The 14,258-nt window shown below is 66.3% G+C and carries 12 protein-coding genes, 1 tRNA gene and 3 pseudogenes; 7 read left to right on the top strand and 9 right to left on the bottom strand.

Going from position 1 to position 14,258, the window contains the following annotated elements:
- Position 1 precedes the first annotated feature (1 nt).
- The 3 genes from ACZK2V_RS17940 (at position 2) to ACZK2V_RS17950 (ending at position 3,411) form a co-directional block, all read left to right on the top strand.
- Positions 2-1,810, top strand: a complete 1,809-nt coding sequence (locus tag ACZK2V_RS17940) for a copper resistance system multicopper oxidase (protein ID WP_049420942.1) — start codon at positions 2-4, stop codon at positions 1,808-1,810.
- Complete coding sequence (locus ACZK2V_RS17945) at positions 1,807-2,817, top strand: copper resistance protein B (protein ID WP_201117128.1); 1,011 nt, start codon at positions 1,807-1,809, stop codon at positions 2,815-2,817. The genes ACZK2V_RS17940 and ACZK2V_RS17945 overlap by 4 nt, the downstream gene beginning before the upstream one ends.
- Before the next feature lie 81 nt (positions 2,818-2,898).
- Positions 2,899-3,411, top strand: coding sequence for a GNAT family N-acetyltransferase (locus tag ACZK2V_RS17950; protein ID WP_049420944.1), 513 nt, complete (start codon positions 2,899-2,901; stop codon positions 3,409-3,411).
- A gap of 113 nt (positions 3,412-3,524) precedes the next feature.
- On the opposite strand, the gene ACZK2V_RS17955 is transcribed toward ACZK2V_RS17950, so the two are convergent.
- Positions 3,525-3,851 carry a TFIIB-type zinc ribbon-containing protein gene (locus ACZK2V_RS17955; protein ID WP_277778882.1) on the bottom strand — a complete coding sequence of 109 codons (327 nt, stop codon included), beginning with the start codon at positions 3,849-3,851 and terminating at the stop codon, positions 3,525-3,527.
- Between the two features lie 149 nt (positions 3,852-4,000).
- Here ACZK2V_RS17955 and ACZK2V_RS17960 point away from each other — a divergent pair, with 149 nt between their 5' ends.
- Entirely contained in the window at positions 4,001-4,768 is a 768-nt protein-coding gene (locus ACZK2V_RS17960; RefSeq protein WP_486322638.1) for a CPBP family glutamic-type intramembrane protease, read from the top strand.
- Positions 4,769-4,862: 94 nt separating this feature from the next.
- A complete protein-coding gene (locus ACZK2V_RS17965; protein WP_049400506.1) occupies positions 4,863-5,288 on the top strand; it encodes a response regulator in 426 nt (141 codons plus the stop codon).
- 108 nt (positions 5,289-5,396) lie between these two features.
- Here ACZK2V_RS17965 and ACZK2V_RS17970 read toward each other — a convergent pair whose 3' ends face one another.
- On the bottom strand, positions 5,397-6,335 hold the full coding sequence (locus tag ACZK2V_RS17970) for an alpha/beta hydrolase (RefSeq protein WP_049422916.1): 939 nt from the start codon (positions 6,333-6,335) through the stop codon (positions 5,397-5,399).
- An 84-nt stretch (positions 6,336-6,419) separates the two neighbouring features.
- Positions 6,420-7,269: pseudogene (locus tag ACZK2V_RS17975) on the bottom strand (alpha/beta hydrolase).
- Positions 7,270-7,854: 585 nt separating this feature from the next.
- Here ACZK2V_RS17975 and ACZK2V_RS17980 point away from each other — a divergent pair.
- The gene (locus ACZK2V_RS17980) at positions 7,855-8,172 is read left to right on the top strand and encodes a hypothetical protein (protein WP_201117130.1); all 318 of its coding nucleotides are present in this window, start codon (positions 7,855-7,857) and stop codon (positions 8,170-8,172) included.
- 75 nt (positions 8,173-8,247) lie between these two features.
- On the opposite strand, the gene ACZK2V_RS17985 is transcribed toward ACZK2V_RS17980, so the two are convergent.
- Positions 8,248-8,323, bottom strand: a tRNA-Lys gene (locus ACZK2V_RS17985).
- 179 nt (positions 8,324-8,502) lie between these two features.
- Here ACZK2V_RS17985 and ACZK2V_RS17990 point away from each other — a divergent pair.
- A complete protein-coding gene (locus ACZK2V_RS17990; protein ID WP_201117132.1) occupies positions 8,503-9,459 on the top strand; it encodes a DUF2268 domain-containing putative Zn-dependent protease in 957 nt (318 codons plus the stop codon).
- A 122-nt stretch (positions 9,460-9,581) separates the two neighbouring features.
- On the opposite strand, the gene queC is transcribed toward ACZK2V_RS17990, so the two are convergent.
- The 5 genes and pseudogenes from queC to tolB all read right to left on the bottom strand — a co-directional run bounded on the left by queC (position 9,582) and on the right by tolB (position 13,985).
- Positions 9,582-10,247 (bottom strand): 7-cyano-7-deazaguanine synthase QueC, encoded by a 666-nt coding sequence (gene queC / locus ACZK2V_RS17995; protein WP_201117141.1) that lies wholly within the window; start codon positions 10,245-10,247, stop codon positions 9,582-9,584.
- A 78-nt stretch (positions 10,248-10,325) separates the two neighbouring features.
- Positions 10,326-11,027 carry a 7-carboxy-7-deazaguanine synthase QueE gene (gene queE, locus ACZK2V_RS18000; protein WP_049463254.1) on the bottom strand — a complete coding sequence of 234 codons (702 nt, stop codon included), beginning with the start codon at positions 11,025-11,027 and terminating at the stop codon, positions 10,326-10,328.
- 237 nt (positions 11,028-11,264) lie between these two features.
- Positions 11,265-12,083 (bottom strand): tol-pal system protein YbgF, encoded by an 819-nt coding sequence (gene ybgF / locus ACZK2V_RS18005; RefSeq protein WP_010481611.1) that lies wholly within the window; start codon positions 12,081-12,083, stop codon positions 11,265-11,267.
- Positions 12,084-12,086: 3 nt separating this feature from the next.
- Positions 12,087-12,603: pseudogene (gene pal, locus ACZK2V_RS18010) on the bottom strand (peptidoglycan-associated lipoprotein Pal).
- A 64-nt stretch (positions 12,604-12,667) separates the two neighbouring features.
- Positions 12,668-13,985, bottom strand: a pseudogene (tolB, locus tag ACZK2V_RS18015) (Tol-Pal system beta propeller repeat protein TolB).
- Between the last annotated feature and the right edge of the window lie 273 nt (positions 13,986-14,258).

Here is a 14,258-nt window from a genome sequence, read left to right on the forward strand (position 1 = left end):
CATGAATACCCGCATTCCCCCCGGTCCGGGCGCTGTGCCCATGCCGTCGCGCCGCCTGTTCGTGCAGGGCCTGGCCGCCGGCGGCGTGGTTGCCGGCATCGCCGCTGTCGGCGTGCCGCAGCGCGCGCTCGCCGCCACGGCCGCCCCACGGCTGGCCGGCGCCCCCGCCGTGCTCAGCGACACCCGCATCGAACTGGCCATCGGCGAATCGCTCGCCAATTTCACCGGCCGCACCCGCCCGGCGATCACCGTCAACGGCTCGCTGCCGGCACCGATCCTGCGCTGGCGCGAAGGCCAGACCGTCGACCTGTTCGTGCGCAACACGCTGGAACGCCACCCGACCTCGATCCACTGGCACGGCATCCTGCTGCCCGCCAACATGGACGGCGTGCCCGGCCTGAGCTTCAACGGCATCGGCCCCGGCGAGACCTACCACTACCACTTCGAGCTGAAGCAGTCGGGCACCTACTGGTACCACAGCCACTCCATGTTCCAGGAGCAGGCTGGTCTGTACGGCGCGCTTCTCATCGACCCGGCCGAACCGGCGCCGTACCACCACGACCGCGAGCACGTGATCATGCTGTCGGACTGGACCGACATGGACCCGGGCGCGCTGTTCCGCCGCATGAAGAAGCTGGCCGAGCACGACAACTACTACAAGCGCACCCTGCCCGACTTCCTGCGCGACGCGAAACGCGACGGCTGGTCGGCGGCGCTGTCCGACCGTGGCATGTGGGGCCGGATGCGGATGACGCCCACCGATATCTCCGACATCAACGCGCACACCTATACCTACCTGATGAACGGCACCGCCCCGGCCGGCAACTGGACCGGCCTGTTCCGCAGCGGCGAGAAGGTGCTGCTGCGCTTCATCAATGGCGGGTCGATGACCTACTTCGACGTGCGCATTCCTGGCCTGAAGATGACCGTGGTCGCTGCCGACGGCCAGTACATCCACCCGGTGAGCATCGATGAGTTCCGCATCGCCCCGGCCGAAACCTACGATGTGATCGTCGAACCGAGCGGCCAGGACGCCTTCACCATCTTCTGCCAGGACATGGGCCGCACCGGCTACGCCGCCGGAACACTGGCGGTTCGCCATGGCCTGCAGGCACCGATTCCCGCGCGCGACCCACGTCCGTTGCTGACGATGAGCGACATGGGTCACGACATGGGCAGTGGTGGCCACGGCGGTCACGACATGGCCGCGATGAAAAGCATGGAAGGTGGCTGCGGCGCCAGCATGGGCCACGGCGCGCACGGCGGCGGCGATGCCGCCAGCAAGGCACCGAAGCACCCTGCCAGCGAACGCAACAACCCGCTGGTGGACATGCAGAGCTCGGCCTCCGAACCGAAGCTGGACGACCCCGGCATCGGCCTGCGCGATAACGGCCGCCAGGTGCTGACCTACGGCGCGATGCGCAGCCTGTTCGAAGACCCGGATGGCCGCGAGCCGAGCCGCGAGATCGAACTGCACCTGACCGGCCACATGGAGAAGTTCTCCTGGTCGTTCGATGGCATCCCATTCGCCAGCGCCGAACCACTGCGGCTGAACTACGGCGAGCGCATGCGCATCGTGCTGGTCAACGACACCATGATGCAGCACCCGATCCATCTGCACGGCGTGTGGAGCGATCTGGAAAACGCACAGGGCGAGTTCCAGCTGCGCAAGCACACCATCGACATGCCGCCGGGCACCCGCCGCAGCTATCGCGTGCGCGCCGATGCACTCGGCCGCTGGGCCTACCACTGCCATCTGCTGTACCACATGGAAGCGGGCATGATGCGCGAAGTGAGGATCGAAGAATGAGCCGCTCACTGCTTTCCCCCAGCCTGCTGGCCCTGGGCCTGGCCGCTGCATTGCCGGTGTTCGCGCAGTCGCACGCTGGCCACGACATGGCCGCGATGGATGCGCCCGCGAAGACCGTGAAGACACCGGTCGAACCGGTCGATCATTCGAAGATGGATCATTCGAAGATGGATTCGGGCGCGATGGACCACTCAGCCATGGATCACTCGAAGATGGACCATGGTGCGACGCAGCCGGCGACGATGGACCATTCCACGATGGACCACGCCGCGATGGGCCACGGATCGCCTGCACCGACCGAACCGCGCGAACCCATCCCGGTGCCGACCGATGCCGACCGCGCCGCGGCCTTCCCGCCCATCGCCCACGGTGCGATGGAGCATGCGCCGGAGATCAACAGCCTGCTGCTGATCGACCGTCTGGAACATTGGGATGGCAAGAGCAGCAATGGTCAGGCCTGGGAGGCGACCGGTTGGATCGGCGGCAACATCAACCGCCTGTGGCTGCGCACCGATGGCGAACGCAGCCGTGGCCGCACGGAATCGTCGTCATTGGAAGCACTGTATGGCCGCAGCGTGTCGCCATGGTGGGACGTGCTGGTCGGCGTGCGCCAGGACTTCCGCCCGGCCGACTCGCGCACGTGGGCGGCCGTCGGCATCCAGGGCCTGGCGCCGTACAAGTTCGAGAGCTCGGCCACGCTGTACTTGGGCTCCGGCGGCCAGGTGCTGGCCAAGGCCGAAGTCGAGTACGACGTGCTGCTGACCAACCGCCTGATCCTGCAGCCGCTGCTGGAAGCCACCGTCGCGGCCAAGGACGAGAAGGAGTACGGCATCGGTCGTGGCCTGAACAAGGTCGAAGCCGGTCTGCGACTGCGCTATGAGTTCAGCCGCCGCTTCGCGCCCTACATCGGCATCAGCCACGAACGCACGTTTGGTGACACCGCCGACTACGCCGGTGACCACGCACGCGACACACGCTGGGTGGCCGGCGTGCGCATGTGGTTCTGAGCAGCAGTTCGTGAGCAATGGCCAGCCCCGGCAGCCGCCGGGGCCGGCTACACTGCGCCACGTTCCAATGCAGGCACCGCCATGTCGTTGCAGATCCGCCGCGCCACCCTTGCCGACGTCGACGCGCTGTCGGCCATCGCGATTGCCAGCTACAACGAAACCTGGGGCGATTCCTATCCGCCGCAGGAGCTGCACGATTTCCTGCAGGCGCACTACAGCAGCGAGCCGCAGCGCATCGAACTGTCCGATCCACGCAGTGCCATCTGGCTATTGATGAACGGTGACGCCGTGGTCGGCTATCTGGCCGCCGGTGCCAACACCCTGCCGCACACGGATGCACGCGAGGGCGACATCGAACTGAAGCGGTTCTACATCCTGGCCGCACACCAGAACGGCGGCCATGGTGCACGCATGATGGACGCGTTCATGGCCTGGCTGGACCAGCCGCAGCGCCGCACCCTGTGGGTGGGCGTGTGGGAAGAGAATTTCGGCGCACAGCGCTTCTATGCGCGTTACGGCTGCAGCAAGGTTGGCGAGTACGACTTCATCGTCGGCGACACCCACGACCGCGAGTTCATCCTGCGGCGGCCGTGATCACGCGCTCCATGTAGAGTCGAGCCATGCTCGACTGCACCTGATCCGTAGAGTCGAGCTTGCTCGACTATTGGTAACAAGAGCCAGTCGAGCAAGCTCGACTCTACAACGCCTCAGAAGTCGAACAGCTCCGACAGGAAGCTGTCCTTCTTCTTTTTCTTGTATCCGTGGCCCCGATTGTCCTCGTAGCGCTGGCCCAAGTGGCGGGTATCACGGTGCATCACCGGCGGCGGAGAGGATGCCGGATGCTGCTGTACAGGCGCGGGCGGCGGCACGGCCGCACCGGCACCGGCACCGGCACCGGCACCGGCACGCTCGATGATCTTGTCCAGTTCACCACGATCCAGCCACACGCCCCGGCAGCCGGGGCAATAGTCGATCTCGATGCCATGGCGTTCGGCCATCTGCAGGGTCTGGGTCTTGCACACGGGGCACAGCATCGGCATTGCTCCTGTCGGTCCTGCATCGACTGTACCTGTGCGGTGATGACTGTGCGGCAACGCATGACCGATGGCACAGGGACTTCCGACGCGTGCCGATGCGGCGGCAGTCGCACACACTGGGCCCCTGTTCCGCAGGGAGTGCGTACATGACCGCGTTGTCCCGCCTGCCCACCGCCGCGCGCCCGCTGCTGGTCCTGCTGGGCGTTGGCCTGGGCCTGAATCTGCGCGATATCGCTGCGGCCGCAGGGACTCCGATTCCCGCCCTGCCCATACCCTACGGCGGCAGCCTGCTGGACAACGCGCTGGCGGTGCTGTTGGCACTACTGCTGGCCACGCTGCTGCGGCCCCGTGGCATGGGCCTGCTGGGCAGCCTCGGGCTGCGCGGGAATGGTTGGGGCGGCCCGATGTGGGTGTTGCTGGCCAGCCTGCCGTGCTGGCTGGGCCTGGCGATGCTCGGCACCCCGAACACCGCGCTGACCGCGCTGGACGCCACGATGCTGGCCGTGCTGTTCCCACTGGCCGAGGAAGTGCTGTTCCGCGGCCTGGGCTTCGTGCTGCTGGTGAAGATCGTGCGTGGTCCGTGGCCGCTGCTCGCGCTGCCGCAGGCGCTGCTGTTCGGCATGGTGCACTGGCTGGGCTTCGGTGGGTTCGACGGTGGCGGCATCGCGCTGTTCGTCGGCGCGGTGATCGCCCTCGGCGGCTTCATCTTCGCCTGGCTCGACCACCTCGACGGTGACACCCTGTGGTGCGGCCTGGTCCTGCACGTTTCGATGAACCTGGCCTGGAATGTGTTCAGCCTTGATGACGCCGTCGCGCTCGGCTGGCAGGCCACCAGCCTGCGCATCGGCACCGCCCTGCTCGCGGTCGCAATCCTGGCCTGGTACGTGCGCCGCCAACGGCGCGGACAGCTGTAACGCCCACTTAGCTTGCCGTGCACGCCGGGCTCACTACCGGCTTGCGCATACTTGCGCGCCTTTCGCTCCCCCTGTTGTCCGGAGTTGCCGCGTCATGTTGCTGTCCAAGCGCTTTGTGGAACCGCGCGTCCTGCTGATCGAGGACGCCGAGGAAACCCAGGAACTCAGTCGCCTCGCCCTGGAAAGCCAGGCCTGCCAGGTCACCGCTGTCAGCAGCGCCGAGGCCGCACTGGGCCTGCTCAACGCCGGCGAACCGTTCGACCTGCTGTTCACCGACGTCTGCCTGGGCGGCATCAGCGGCATCGAAACCGCCAACCGCGTGCGTGAGCACCTGCCGCAGCTGCCGATCCTGGTCACCTCCGGCATGGACCAGCACCGCGTGCTGCCGCAGCTGCGCGCCGGCATCCACTTCCTGCCCAAGCCGTACAGCATGAGCGAGCTGCTCGATGCCATCCGGCTGTGCTTCCGGCACGCAGCGGATGCCACGCTGATACCGCCGCCGCAGGCCAGCGCGGCCTGAGGCAATCATCCACGCCTGGCGTGGATCTACTGATTCCGTTTCTCTTCGGCATGGATCCACGTCAACACCACCGGTAGATCCACGCCATGCGTGGATGCAGCCTCCCCATCAACCGCCGGTGTACGGCCCTTCACCCGGCATCACCTCCAGCAGTGCGCGAGTGATCACCCGCGGGTAAACCGTGAGATGGTCCTCACCGTCAATCACCACGTTGTCCACATTCAACTTGCGACCCGTGCGCTTCAGCTGGGCAGTGAAGTCCGCGGTCTGCCTCAGCATGTCGTTGCCGGTTGAATAACGCGGCCCTGGCTTGTCCGTCTCGTAACTGCCCACCGACAGCAGCACGCGCGTAGGCTGCGCAGGGATGACGGCGCCATCCTGCATGCGCGGCAGCAGAAGCTGGTCGAACCACAGCGAAGGACTGGACAGGATGTAGGTGCTGAACATGTCCGGTTGTGTGGTCAGCACATAGGCACCGAACAGCGCGCCATAGGAATGACCAGCGAACATGCGCCGGGCAGGATCGGTGCGATAACGCGCATCGACCATCGGCAGCACCTGTGCGGCCAGGAAATCACGGTAGTGCGCGGCACCGCCGTAGGTGACGTCATCACTGTAATAGCCATCGACCGTGCGCGCCGGATTGCTGGGCGTGTAGTCGCGCGAGCGGCTCTGCTTTGAAGTCAGGCCTTCCTGCGGCGGCAAACCGACCAGGATGAAATTCTCGATGTTGACGCCCTGCTGCCCCACCAGATTGCGCACGCTGCGCACCAGCGGGAAGCTGTACAGCGCATCGGTCACGTACAGGACCGGATAGTGCTTTTCCGGATGCGCCGCATAATCGGCCGGCAGCGCCACCCAGATCGGGTAGTCGCGCCCCACCGGGTCATGTACGCGCAGCGCTTCGGTATCCGGCAGCACTACGCCCGGCACCGCCGTTGCCGCGCTTTCCTTCGCGTCACTCTGCGTTGCCGGTGGTGCCACCGACATCGCACAGCCACTCACGGCCAGGCAGGCCGCCACACTCCATCCACGCACACGCTGCATCCACGCTCTCCCGTTGCGGGCGGCGCCCTCAGGTGGCGCCGCTACCGCATCCTCACACGTCATGCGGTGCAGTGCCACGCCGGATCAGGGCGACGCCGGCGGCGGTGCCGGGAACAGCGTGCGCAGCGCCTGCAAGGCGGCTGGGTGATAGATCGTGGCGTGGGTTTCCTCCGGCAGCGGCAGGTACTTCACCAGCGGCGACGGCGACGCCTGCTGCAGCAGCGTGGCCAACTGCGCGGCGGACGCAGCCAGCTCCGGCTGCCCACTGCTGGCCAGGAACACGCGCGGCTGCGCACGCGTCACCGCCGGCAACTGCTTGGCCGCAGCGGCCAACATCGTGCCCCGATTCCACCACAGGCTGGGGTCCAGCGCGATGTAGCTGTTGAACAGTGTCGGCTCCTGCAGCAACGTCTCGACCACGAACAGTCCAGCCAACGACTCGCCGATCAGCGCGCTCGTCGGTGGTCGGGTAGCGTTGGCGCACCTGTGGCATCAGTTCATCGCGCAGGAAGCTGCGGTAGGCCGCTGAACCGCCGATGCGGGGCGCGATCTTCTGGTCTTGCGGGTCGCTGCTGGGGCCCGTCATGTCGCGGCGGCGCTCGGTGTTCTCGATGCCTACCAGCAGGAACGGACGCATGCTGCCGTTGCCGCTCAGCACCTGCACCAGCCCGGCCACATGCAGGAAGTCCTCGCCGATGCCGCCATCGGCCATGTACAGCACCGGCAACGCCGCCTTCGGGTCCAGGCCCCACGGCTGCGGGCGGTAGACATTGATGCGGCGGGTTTCGCCCAGCGCCTTCGATTCAATGGTGAAGGTCTCGCCGATGACCAGCGGGGTTGCGGCGGCGGCCTGTGCGGACGGCGCCGGCTCGGCGGCCATCAACGGCGCGGCGGAGACAGCGGACAACAACAGCGACAGCACGATCAAGCGCATGGAGCGGCCCATCCTGGGAAAGTGCCGAGCATAACGCCAAGGCCAAGGCGTCGGCCGATTCGGCAAGCCTGCACGTATGCTACGGCGCTGCGCGATGCTTGAACTGTATCGGGAAATGACTGCAATCGGGTTTGCTAGCATTCGTCGTTTCCTACAAGGAGTTGGCACATGGGGGGCTTCAGCATTTGGCACTGGATCATTCTTCTGGCGGTCGTCCTGATCCCGGTCGGCATCGCAGCCGTCATCGCAGCGATTGTTCTCAGGCGAAAGTAGATCCACGCCATGCGTGGATGCGCATTCTGGGGATGCCTCAAGCGCATCCGCGATGGCACGCGCGAAGCGTGCCGCCGTTGGCATGCTGACCGTGGCGGAAATGCTGCACGCCGCTGAGCACTGCCGGTCGATGACCACGCCCGACTGCCATCTGGATGAAGGGGGGGCGATGGGTTGTTCTTCGCCTGCCGCAGGCTGGCGGAACGGGTGTGCCGGGATATCCGGCCGGCGTACCCGCCGTTGTACCCAGAACCGGTCCATACTTGGGACGGGCTGGTCGCCAGTCCCTTCGAAACCTACAAGGAGGTTTGCATGTTGAGTGCCGTACTCATCGCCGCGCTGGCCGCCAGCCCGGCCGCGCCCGTACCGTATGCCGATTGCCTGCTCGGCAACATCCAGCCCGGACTGTCTGATCGTGCCGTGCAACTGGTGCAGGAGGCCTGCGCTGCAAAGCATCCGGAGAGCTTCGCCGCAGCAATGGAACTGGAACGCAGAACCAACCTGCAGCGGCTCACCTATTTCGAGGCGGCAAGAGCGGAGGCGGCACGTTCTGCGAATGCGGCAGCAACGGCCGCACAGGAGGCTGCCGACGCGGCGGCGGCTAAAGCGAAGAATGCGCGGACGAAGTAGTTGCCCTGGACGAGCGCCACAAAAAAGGCACCGCATTGCGGTGCCTTTCTGAATGACCTGGGTCATTGGATGCAATGGTGGGCCGTGAAGGATTCGAACCTTCGACCAAAAGATTAAAAGTCTTCTGCTCTACCGACTGAGCTAACGGCCCATTGCACTGCCCCAGCCTTTCGGCGGGGTGGGCATTCTACCCTACTTTGCCGGGCCGGGTGAAACCCTGGTGCGTCGAGGTTGCCGGCCAGCGGCCGGCACTACCCCGATCTGGGCCGCCGGCTTAAACCTTCCGGGCCTCCGTCGCATCCCATCTGTGATCCTTCCCCGGAGCCACGGATGCGCCTGCCCTTCTGCCTCATTGCCGCCCTGCTGGTGCCCTGCGCAGCACTGGCCGCCCCGCCCCAGGTCGTCACTGATGATATCGGCCGCTTCTGGGCTACCTATGACGCCGTGCGCACCGAGCCCGACGTTGAACGCCAGGTCGCACTGGTGCAGGAGCGCTACATCGATCCGGGCAGCCCCGGCCTGCATGCGCTGATGCAGGTGCGCAACTACACCGCCCGCGAATACGCCACGGCCATGCGTACGTGGCCGCGCTTCTGGACGTCGGTACGGCCATTGACCGCCAACGCGCAGCAGGCCAGCGCCACCCTGGAACGGGACCTGGCTGCGTTCCGGGAGCTTTACCCCGCCCTGCGCCCCGCCAACATCACCTATGCGGTCGGTGTTCTGCGTACCGGCGGCACGACGCTGGGTGACAAGGTGCTGATCGGAGCGGAGATGGCGCTGGGCGATGAGCGCGTGGACGTGAGCGAGCTGCCGGAGCCGATGCGCAGCCGCCTGCGGATCTTCTACGACAGCCGCCCGGGGGCGAACAACGCGCAGAACAACCTGCACGAGTACGTGCATACGCAGCAGCGCGAGACCACCGGCAGCCTGGCCCAGTACGCGGTGCGCGAGGGTGTGGCCGAGTATGTGGCGGAGCGGCTGAGCGGGCGCCGGCCGGCATTATCCTTCTACGACTACGGCGCAACACACGAGGCGGAAATCCGCGCACGCTTCATTGCTGAGATGAACGGGGAAAATCTCGACAACTGGCTCTACAACAGCGCCCGCAATCCGTTCGGGGTGAGTGATGTGGGGTACTACGCCGGGTATCGCATCGCGCAGGGGTACATGCGGCAGCAGGCCGATGAGAAGGCGGCGATCGCGCGGATGATCGAACTGGACTATGCCGATCCGGAGGCAGTGCGGGCGTTTATTGACGCGTCGGGGTGGTTACGGCAGCGGTAGCGCCGGGCCATGCCCTGCGGACAGTGCCAACCAAGGTTGGCACCCACGGGAATGCCGGCCAGCGGCCGGCACTACCAGATTCCAGACCCCGGCGGCGCCGGGCCATGCCCGGCACCCGTATTTCAGGCGTACAGCGTCGGGTCGGCTACGCCGGCCTCGGTGAAGCCCTGCGCGCGCAGGCGGCAGGCATCGCAGTGGCCGCAAGCGGCGCCGTTGGCGTCGGCGTTGTAGCAGGACACGGTCAGGCCGAAGTCCACGCCCAGGCGCACGCCTTCGCTGACGATCTGGCCCTTGCTGAGGAACTGCAGCGGTGCGTGCACCTTGATGCCCGCGCCTTCCACGCCCGACTTGGTGGCCAGGTTGGCCAGCGCCTGGAACGCGGCCACGAACTCGGGACGGCAGTCCGGGTAGCCGGAGTAGTCCACGGCGTTGACGCCGCAGAAGATGTCGTTGGCGCCGAGCACTTCGGCCCAGCCCAACGCCAGCGACAGCATGATGGTGTTGCGCGCCGGCACGTAGGTGACCGGAATGCCGGCACCGCCGGCCTCGGGCACGTCGATGTCGTCGGTCAACGCCGAGCCGCCGATGCTGCGCAGGTCCACGTCCACGGTCTTGTGCGCGATAACGCCCAGGGCCTTGGCCACGCGGGCGGCGGCATCCAGTTCGGAAGTATGGCGCTGGCCGTAGCGCACGCTCAGGGCATGCACGGCGAAGCCCTGTTCCTGGGCCATGGCGATGACGGCGGCTGAATCCATGCCGCCGGAGAGAAGCACGACTGCCTTCTTCATGGGTAAAACATCCGGTTGGGAGGGGAAAGCCAGCACGCTGTCCCGCGCCGGAGCTACATCAGGGAACGCTGCCTGGGCTCATCGGCCCGGCTCGTCGTTCCACAGGATTTTATGCAACTGCATCTGGAAGCGCACCGGCAGCCGGTCCTCGACGATCCAGTCGGCCAGCTGGCGCGCGGTGATCTCACCCTTGCTCGGCGAGAAGAACACGGTGCAACGCTTCACCAGATCGTGCTCGGCCAACAGGGACTTGGCCCAGTCGTAATCCTCGCGGCTGCAGATGACGAACTTGATCTGGTCGCGGGCGGTCAGCAACGGCAGGTTGTCCCAGCGGTTGCGCGCCACTTCGGCCGAACCCGGGGTCTTGATGTCGACCACGCGCGATACCCGGGGGTCCACAGCGCTGACGTCCAGCGCACCGGAGGTTTCCAGCGAGACATCCATGCCGGCGTCGCACAGCTTCTGCAGCAGTACCAGGCAGCGCTTCTGTGCCAGCGGCTCGCCACCGGTCACGCAGACGTGGCGCACGCCCTGGGCCAGTACCTCGGCCACGATGTCGTCGATGTCCCACCAGGTGCCGCCATGGAAGGCATAGGCGGTGTCGCAGTACTGGCAACGCAGCGGGCAGCCGGTCAGGCGCACGAACACGGTCGGCCAGCCGGCGGTATCGGCTTCGCCCTGCAGCGAGGTGAAGATCTCGGTGATCTTCAGGCGTGGCAGGGGCGACTGCACGATCTCACTGGGCGTGGCGGCGGCGCTGGACGAGGTAACGGCGGTCATGGCGGGGACTTCTTGGTGGGACACGTGGCGGGTGGGCTACCGTGGCCGGTAACGAAAGCAGCCGAGCATGGCTCGGCTCTACAACTGCAGCCGGTCGGGTATGGCCCAGCCGGTGACGCGAACCGCCGGGCATGGCCCGGCGCTACCGGATCCGGGCGGGTTTGCCGGTCAGGAAACGAAAGCAGCCGAGCGTGGGCTCGGCTCTACAGGACACGTATTGTACGCCCGGTCAGCGGATCAGCGAATCTGCTTGCCGAGGCGGATCGACTGCAGGCGGTCCTGCGCGGTGCGCGCGGCGTCCGAGCCAGGGTACTGCGCCACGACGGTCTCCAGCGTCTGCTGGGCCTGGTCGACCTTGCCCTCGCCATACTGCGAGAGGCCGACCTTGAGCAGGCCGCCAGCGGCCTTGTCGTGGGTCGGATAGCGCGAGAGCAGTTCACGGAACTGGGTCTCCGCCATCGGGAAATTGCGGGTGGCGTAGTAGCTCTCGCCCAGCCAGTACAGCGCGTTCGGCGCGTAGACGCCGTTCGGGTACAGCTGCAGGAAGCTCAGGAACAGCTGCGCCGAATCATCGTACTTGCCGGCCTTCAGCGAATCGAAGGCGACGTTGTAGGAGGTGCGCTCGTCGCCGGTGGCGGCAAGGCTGCCGGCATCACCATGGACGGAAGGCGGCCGCTCGGAAGTGGCCGCCGCTGCGGGTTTTGCCGGGGCCGGGGCGGCCTTCGGCGCGCTCGCCGGAACGGGCGGCAGGGCCGGGGCGGCATTGCCCCCTTCCAACCGGTTCAGGCGGCTGTCCAGATCCAGGTACTGGTCCTGGGCGGACTGCTTGAGCTGGGCGTTGTCGTGCTGCAACTGCTCGATCGAGGCCTGCAGGCTGGTGACCTGCTGCCGCAGCTGATTGATCTGGTTCAACAGGTCCTGGTTGGCACTGTTGTTGTACATCTGCTGCTCGATCGCGCCAACGCGGTCGGCCAGGCTCTGTCGCTGTGCATGCGCCGGTGCGGCAGCCACGAGGGCTGCCGCAACGACCAGCATCAGTTTGATGCCAATACGCATGGATTACTGCGCGGTGTAGACGATTTCGACGCGACGGTTCTGCGACCAGCAGGACTCGTTCGACTCGGTGCAGACCGGACGCTCTTCACCGTAGGACACGACGGTCAGCTGCGAAGCCGAGCCACCGTTGGCCTGCAGGGCCGAGTTGACGCCGTTGCCACGACGCTCGCCCAGGGCCTGGTTGTACGCGCGAACCGCGCTCGTCGGTGTGGCCCTGCAGGGTGATGCGCGAGGACGGACGGTCACGCAGGTACTTGGCGTGGCACGCCATGATGGCCTGGAATTCCGGCTTCACGTCTTCCTTGTCCAGGTCGAAGTAGACAACGCGCTGGCGCAGGCAAGCGTCGGTGTCCAGGTCGCCCGGGCCGTACAGGCCGGAGGTCGACGGAGCGGTCGGGGTGGTGGTCGAGGTGCCGGTGTCGACCGGGGCTGCCGGCTCTTCCTTCACCTTCTTCGAGCAACCGGCCAGGACGGCCACAGACAGCAGGGAAACAAGCAGAACGCGGGTGGACTTGTTCATGGCGATACCTTTGTGGCTCCTAGGCCGATGAGGGGTTCAAGACAGCGAAAATATTAACACTCTTTTAGCGCTGGGTACGGTATGGGGACCATGCCGGTTCGCGCACATCTCCGTCAGCCAGAACCAACCGCTGGCGCACGCGCGCATCGGCAGAAACGGCGTACAGGACACCACGGCCACCCTCGCGGGCGGCGTACAACACCATGCTTGCGTTGGGCGCAAAGCTCGGAGATTCATCCAGCGAACCCGGGGACAACGTGCTCCAGCGGGGCGAACCCAGCGAGCTGTCCATCATCGCGATCTTGTAGCTGTTGCCCGAGCCCTGGGCGACGGCGATCTTCTTGCCATCGTAGGACACCGAGGGCTTGGCGTTGTAGTTGCCCTGGAAGGTCACGCGTTCGGCACTGCCGCCGCCCGCACCGACCTTGTAGACCTGCGGACGGCCGCCGCGGTCGGAGGTGAAGTACACCGCGCTGCCGTCCGGCGCCCAGGTCGGCTCGGTATCGATGGCGAAGTGGTTGGTCAGCTGGGTCAGCTGCTTGCTGCCCAGGTCCATCACGTAGATTTCCGGGTTACCCGAACGCGACAGGGTCAGGGCCAGCTTGCGGCCGTCCGGCGAGAACGCCGGGGCGCTGTTGATGCCGCGGAAGCTGGTGACCAGCTCACGCGCACCGGTGCCGATGTTCTGGATGTAGATGGCCGAATTGCCACGCTCGAAGCTGACGTAGGCCAGCTTGCTGCCATCCGGGCTCCACGACGGCGACAGCAGCGGCTCGGCCGAACGCACGATGGTCTGCGGGTTGTAGCCATCGGAGTCGGCCACCATCAGCGCGTAGCGCATGGCGTCGCCCTTGCCGCTGGCGGTCACGTAGGCGATGCGGGTCCAGAAGGCGCCACGGACACCGGTGATCTTCTCGTAGATGGCATCGGCCATCTGGTGGGCGACGTCACGCATGGCGTTGCCACGGGCGGTCATCGCCAGGCCCAGCAGGCGCTCGCCCTTCGGTACGTCGAACAGTTCGTACTCGACACGGTAGGCGCCGGCACCAGCGTCGAGCACGCGGCCGACCACGATGTAGTTCTGCTTCAGCGCGCCAAGTGGCGAACTGGATGTCGCCGCCCCGCACGGGCTTTTCGACGATCTGTGCTTCCGGCAGCGTGCGGAACTGGCCCGAACGCTCGAGGTCGGCGCGGACCACGCCGGCGACGTCGGTCTGCGGTGCAGCCGCCGAACCCTGGTAGGGCATCGGCACGATGGTGATCGGCAGCGCGGAGGCATTGCCGCCGATGATGTCGATATCCAGCCCCTTCTGCTGCGCGACGGCAGCAAAGGGCAGCAACAGGGCCGCAAACACGGCAAGCCAGCGAGGCATCTTTTTCATGGAGCGCTCAATAGGGGGAAACCGGAACGAGGGATAACAAAGCGGGAGTGAACCGCTTCGCAATCATGAACCAAGGGTACGTGAATTCCGGGTCAGTTCCAGCCCGTCCTCTCACGCACCGTTAACGTCGTGGCTAACATCGCACCCACCGGCCTCGTCGGCCCCGATCACGCCCCCCATCGAAAGGCGGCGTTCCCGGGCGACGTCCAGCCTGCCCGGCTGAAACCGGGCCCGCCAGAGGCAAGCGCGACATCCGTGGGCGCAGGTGGCCCG

The organism is Stenotrophomonas sp. 93052_Sma, assembly GCF_056481145.1.

Bases quoted from the DNA above. Each gene is read 5' to 3' on its own strand.
- ACZK2V_RS17940 (WP_049420942.1), top strand. From the start codon at position 2: ATGAATACCCGCATTCCCCCCGGTCCGGGCGCTGTGCCCATGCCGTCG.
- ACZK2V_RS17945 (WP_201117128.1), top strand. From the start codon at position 1,807: ATGAGCCGCTCACTGCTTTCCCCCAGCCTGCTGGCCCTGGGCCTGGCC.
- ACZK2V_RS17950 (WP_049420944.1), top strand. From the start codon at position 2,899: ATGTCGTTGCAGATCCGCCGCGCCACCCTTGCCGACGTCGACGCGCTG.
- ACZK2V_RS17955 (WP_277778882.1), bottom strand. From the start codon at position 3,851: ATGCTGTGCCCCGTGTGCAAGACCCAGACCCTGCAGATGGCCGAACGC.
- ACZK2V_RS17960 (WP_486322638.1), top strand. From the start codon at position 4,001: ATGACCGCGTTGTCCCGCCTGCCCACCGCCGCGCGCCCGCTGCTGGTC.
- ACZK2V_RS17965 (WP_049400506.1), top strand. From the start codon at position 4,863: ATGTTGCTGTCCAAGCGCTTTGTGGAACCGCGCGTCCTGCTGATCGAG.
- ACZK2V_RS17970 (WP_049422916.1), bottom strand. From the start codon at position 6,335: ATGCAGCGTGTGCGTGGATGGAGTGTGGCGGCCTGCCTGGCCGTGAGT.
- ACZK2V_RS17980 (WP_201117130.1), top strand. From the start codon at position 7,855: ATGTTGAGTGCCGTACTCATCGCCGCGCTGGCCGCCAGCCCGGCCGCG.
- ACZK2V_RS17990 (WP_201117132.1), top strand. From the start codon at position 8,503: ATGCGCCTGCCCTTCTGCCTCATTGCCGCCCTGCTGGTGCCCTGCGCA.
- queC (WP_201117141.1), bottom strand. From the start codon at position 10,247: ATGAAGAAGGCAGTCGTGCTTCTCTCCGGCGGCATGGATTCAGCCGCC.
- queE (WP_049463254.1), bottom strand. From the start codon at position 11,027: ATGACCGCCGTTACCTCGTCCAGCGCCGCCGCCACGCCCAGTGAGATC.
- ybgF (WP_010481611.1), bottom strand. From the start codon at position 12,083: ATGCGTATTGGCATCAAACTGATGCTGGTCGTTGCGGCAGCCCTCGTG.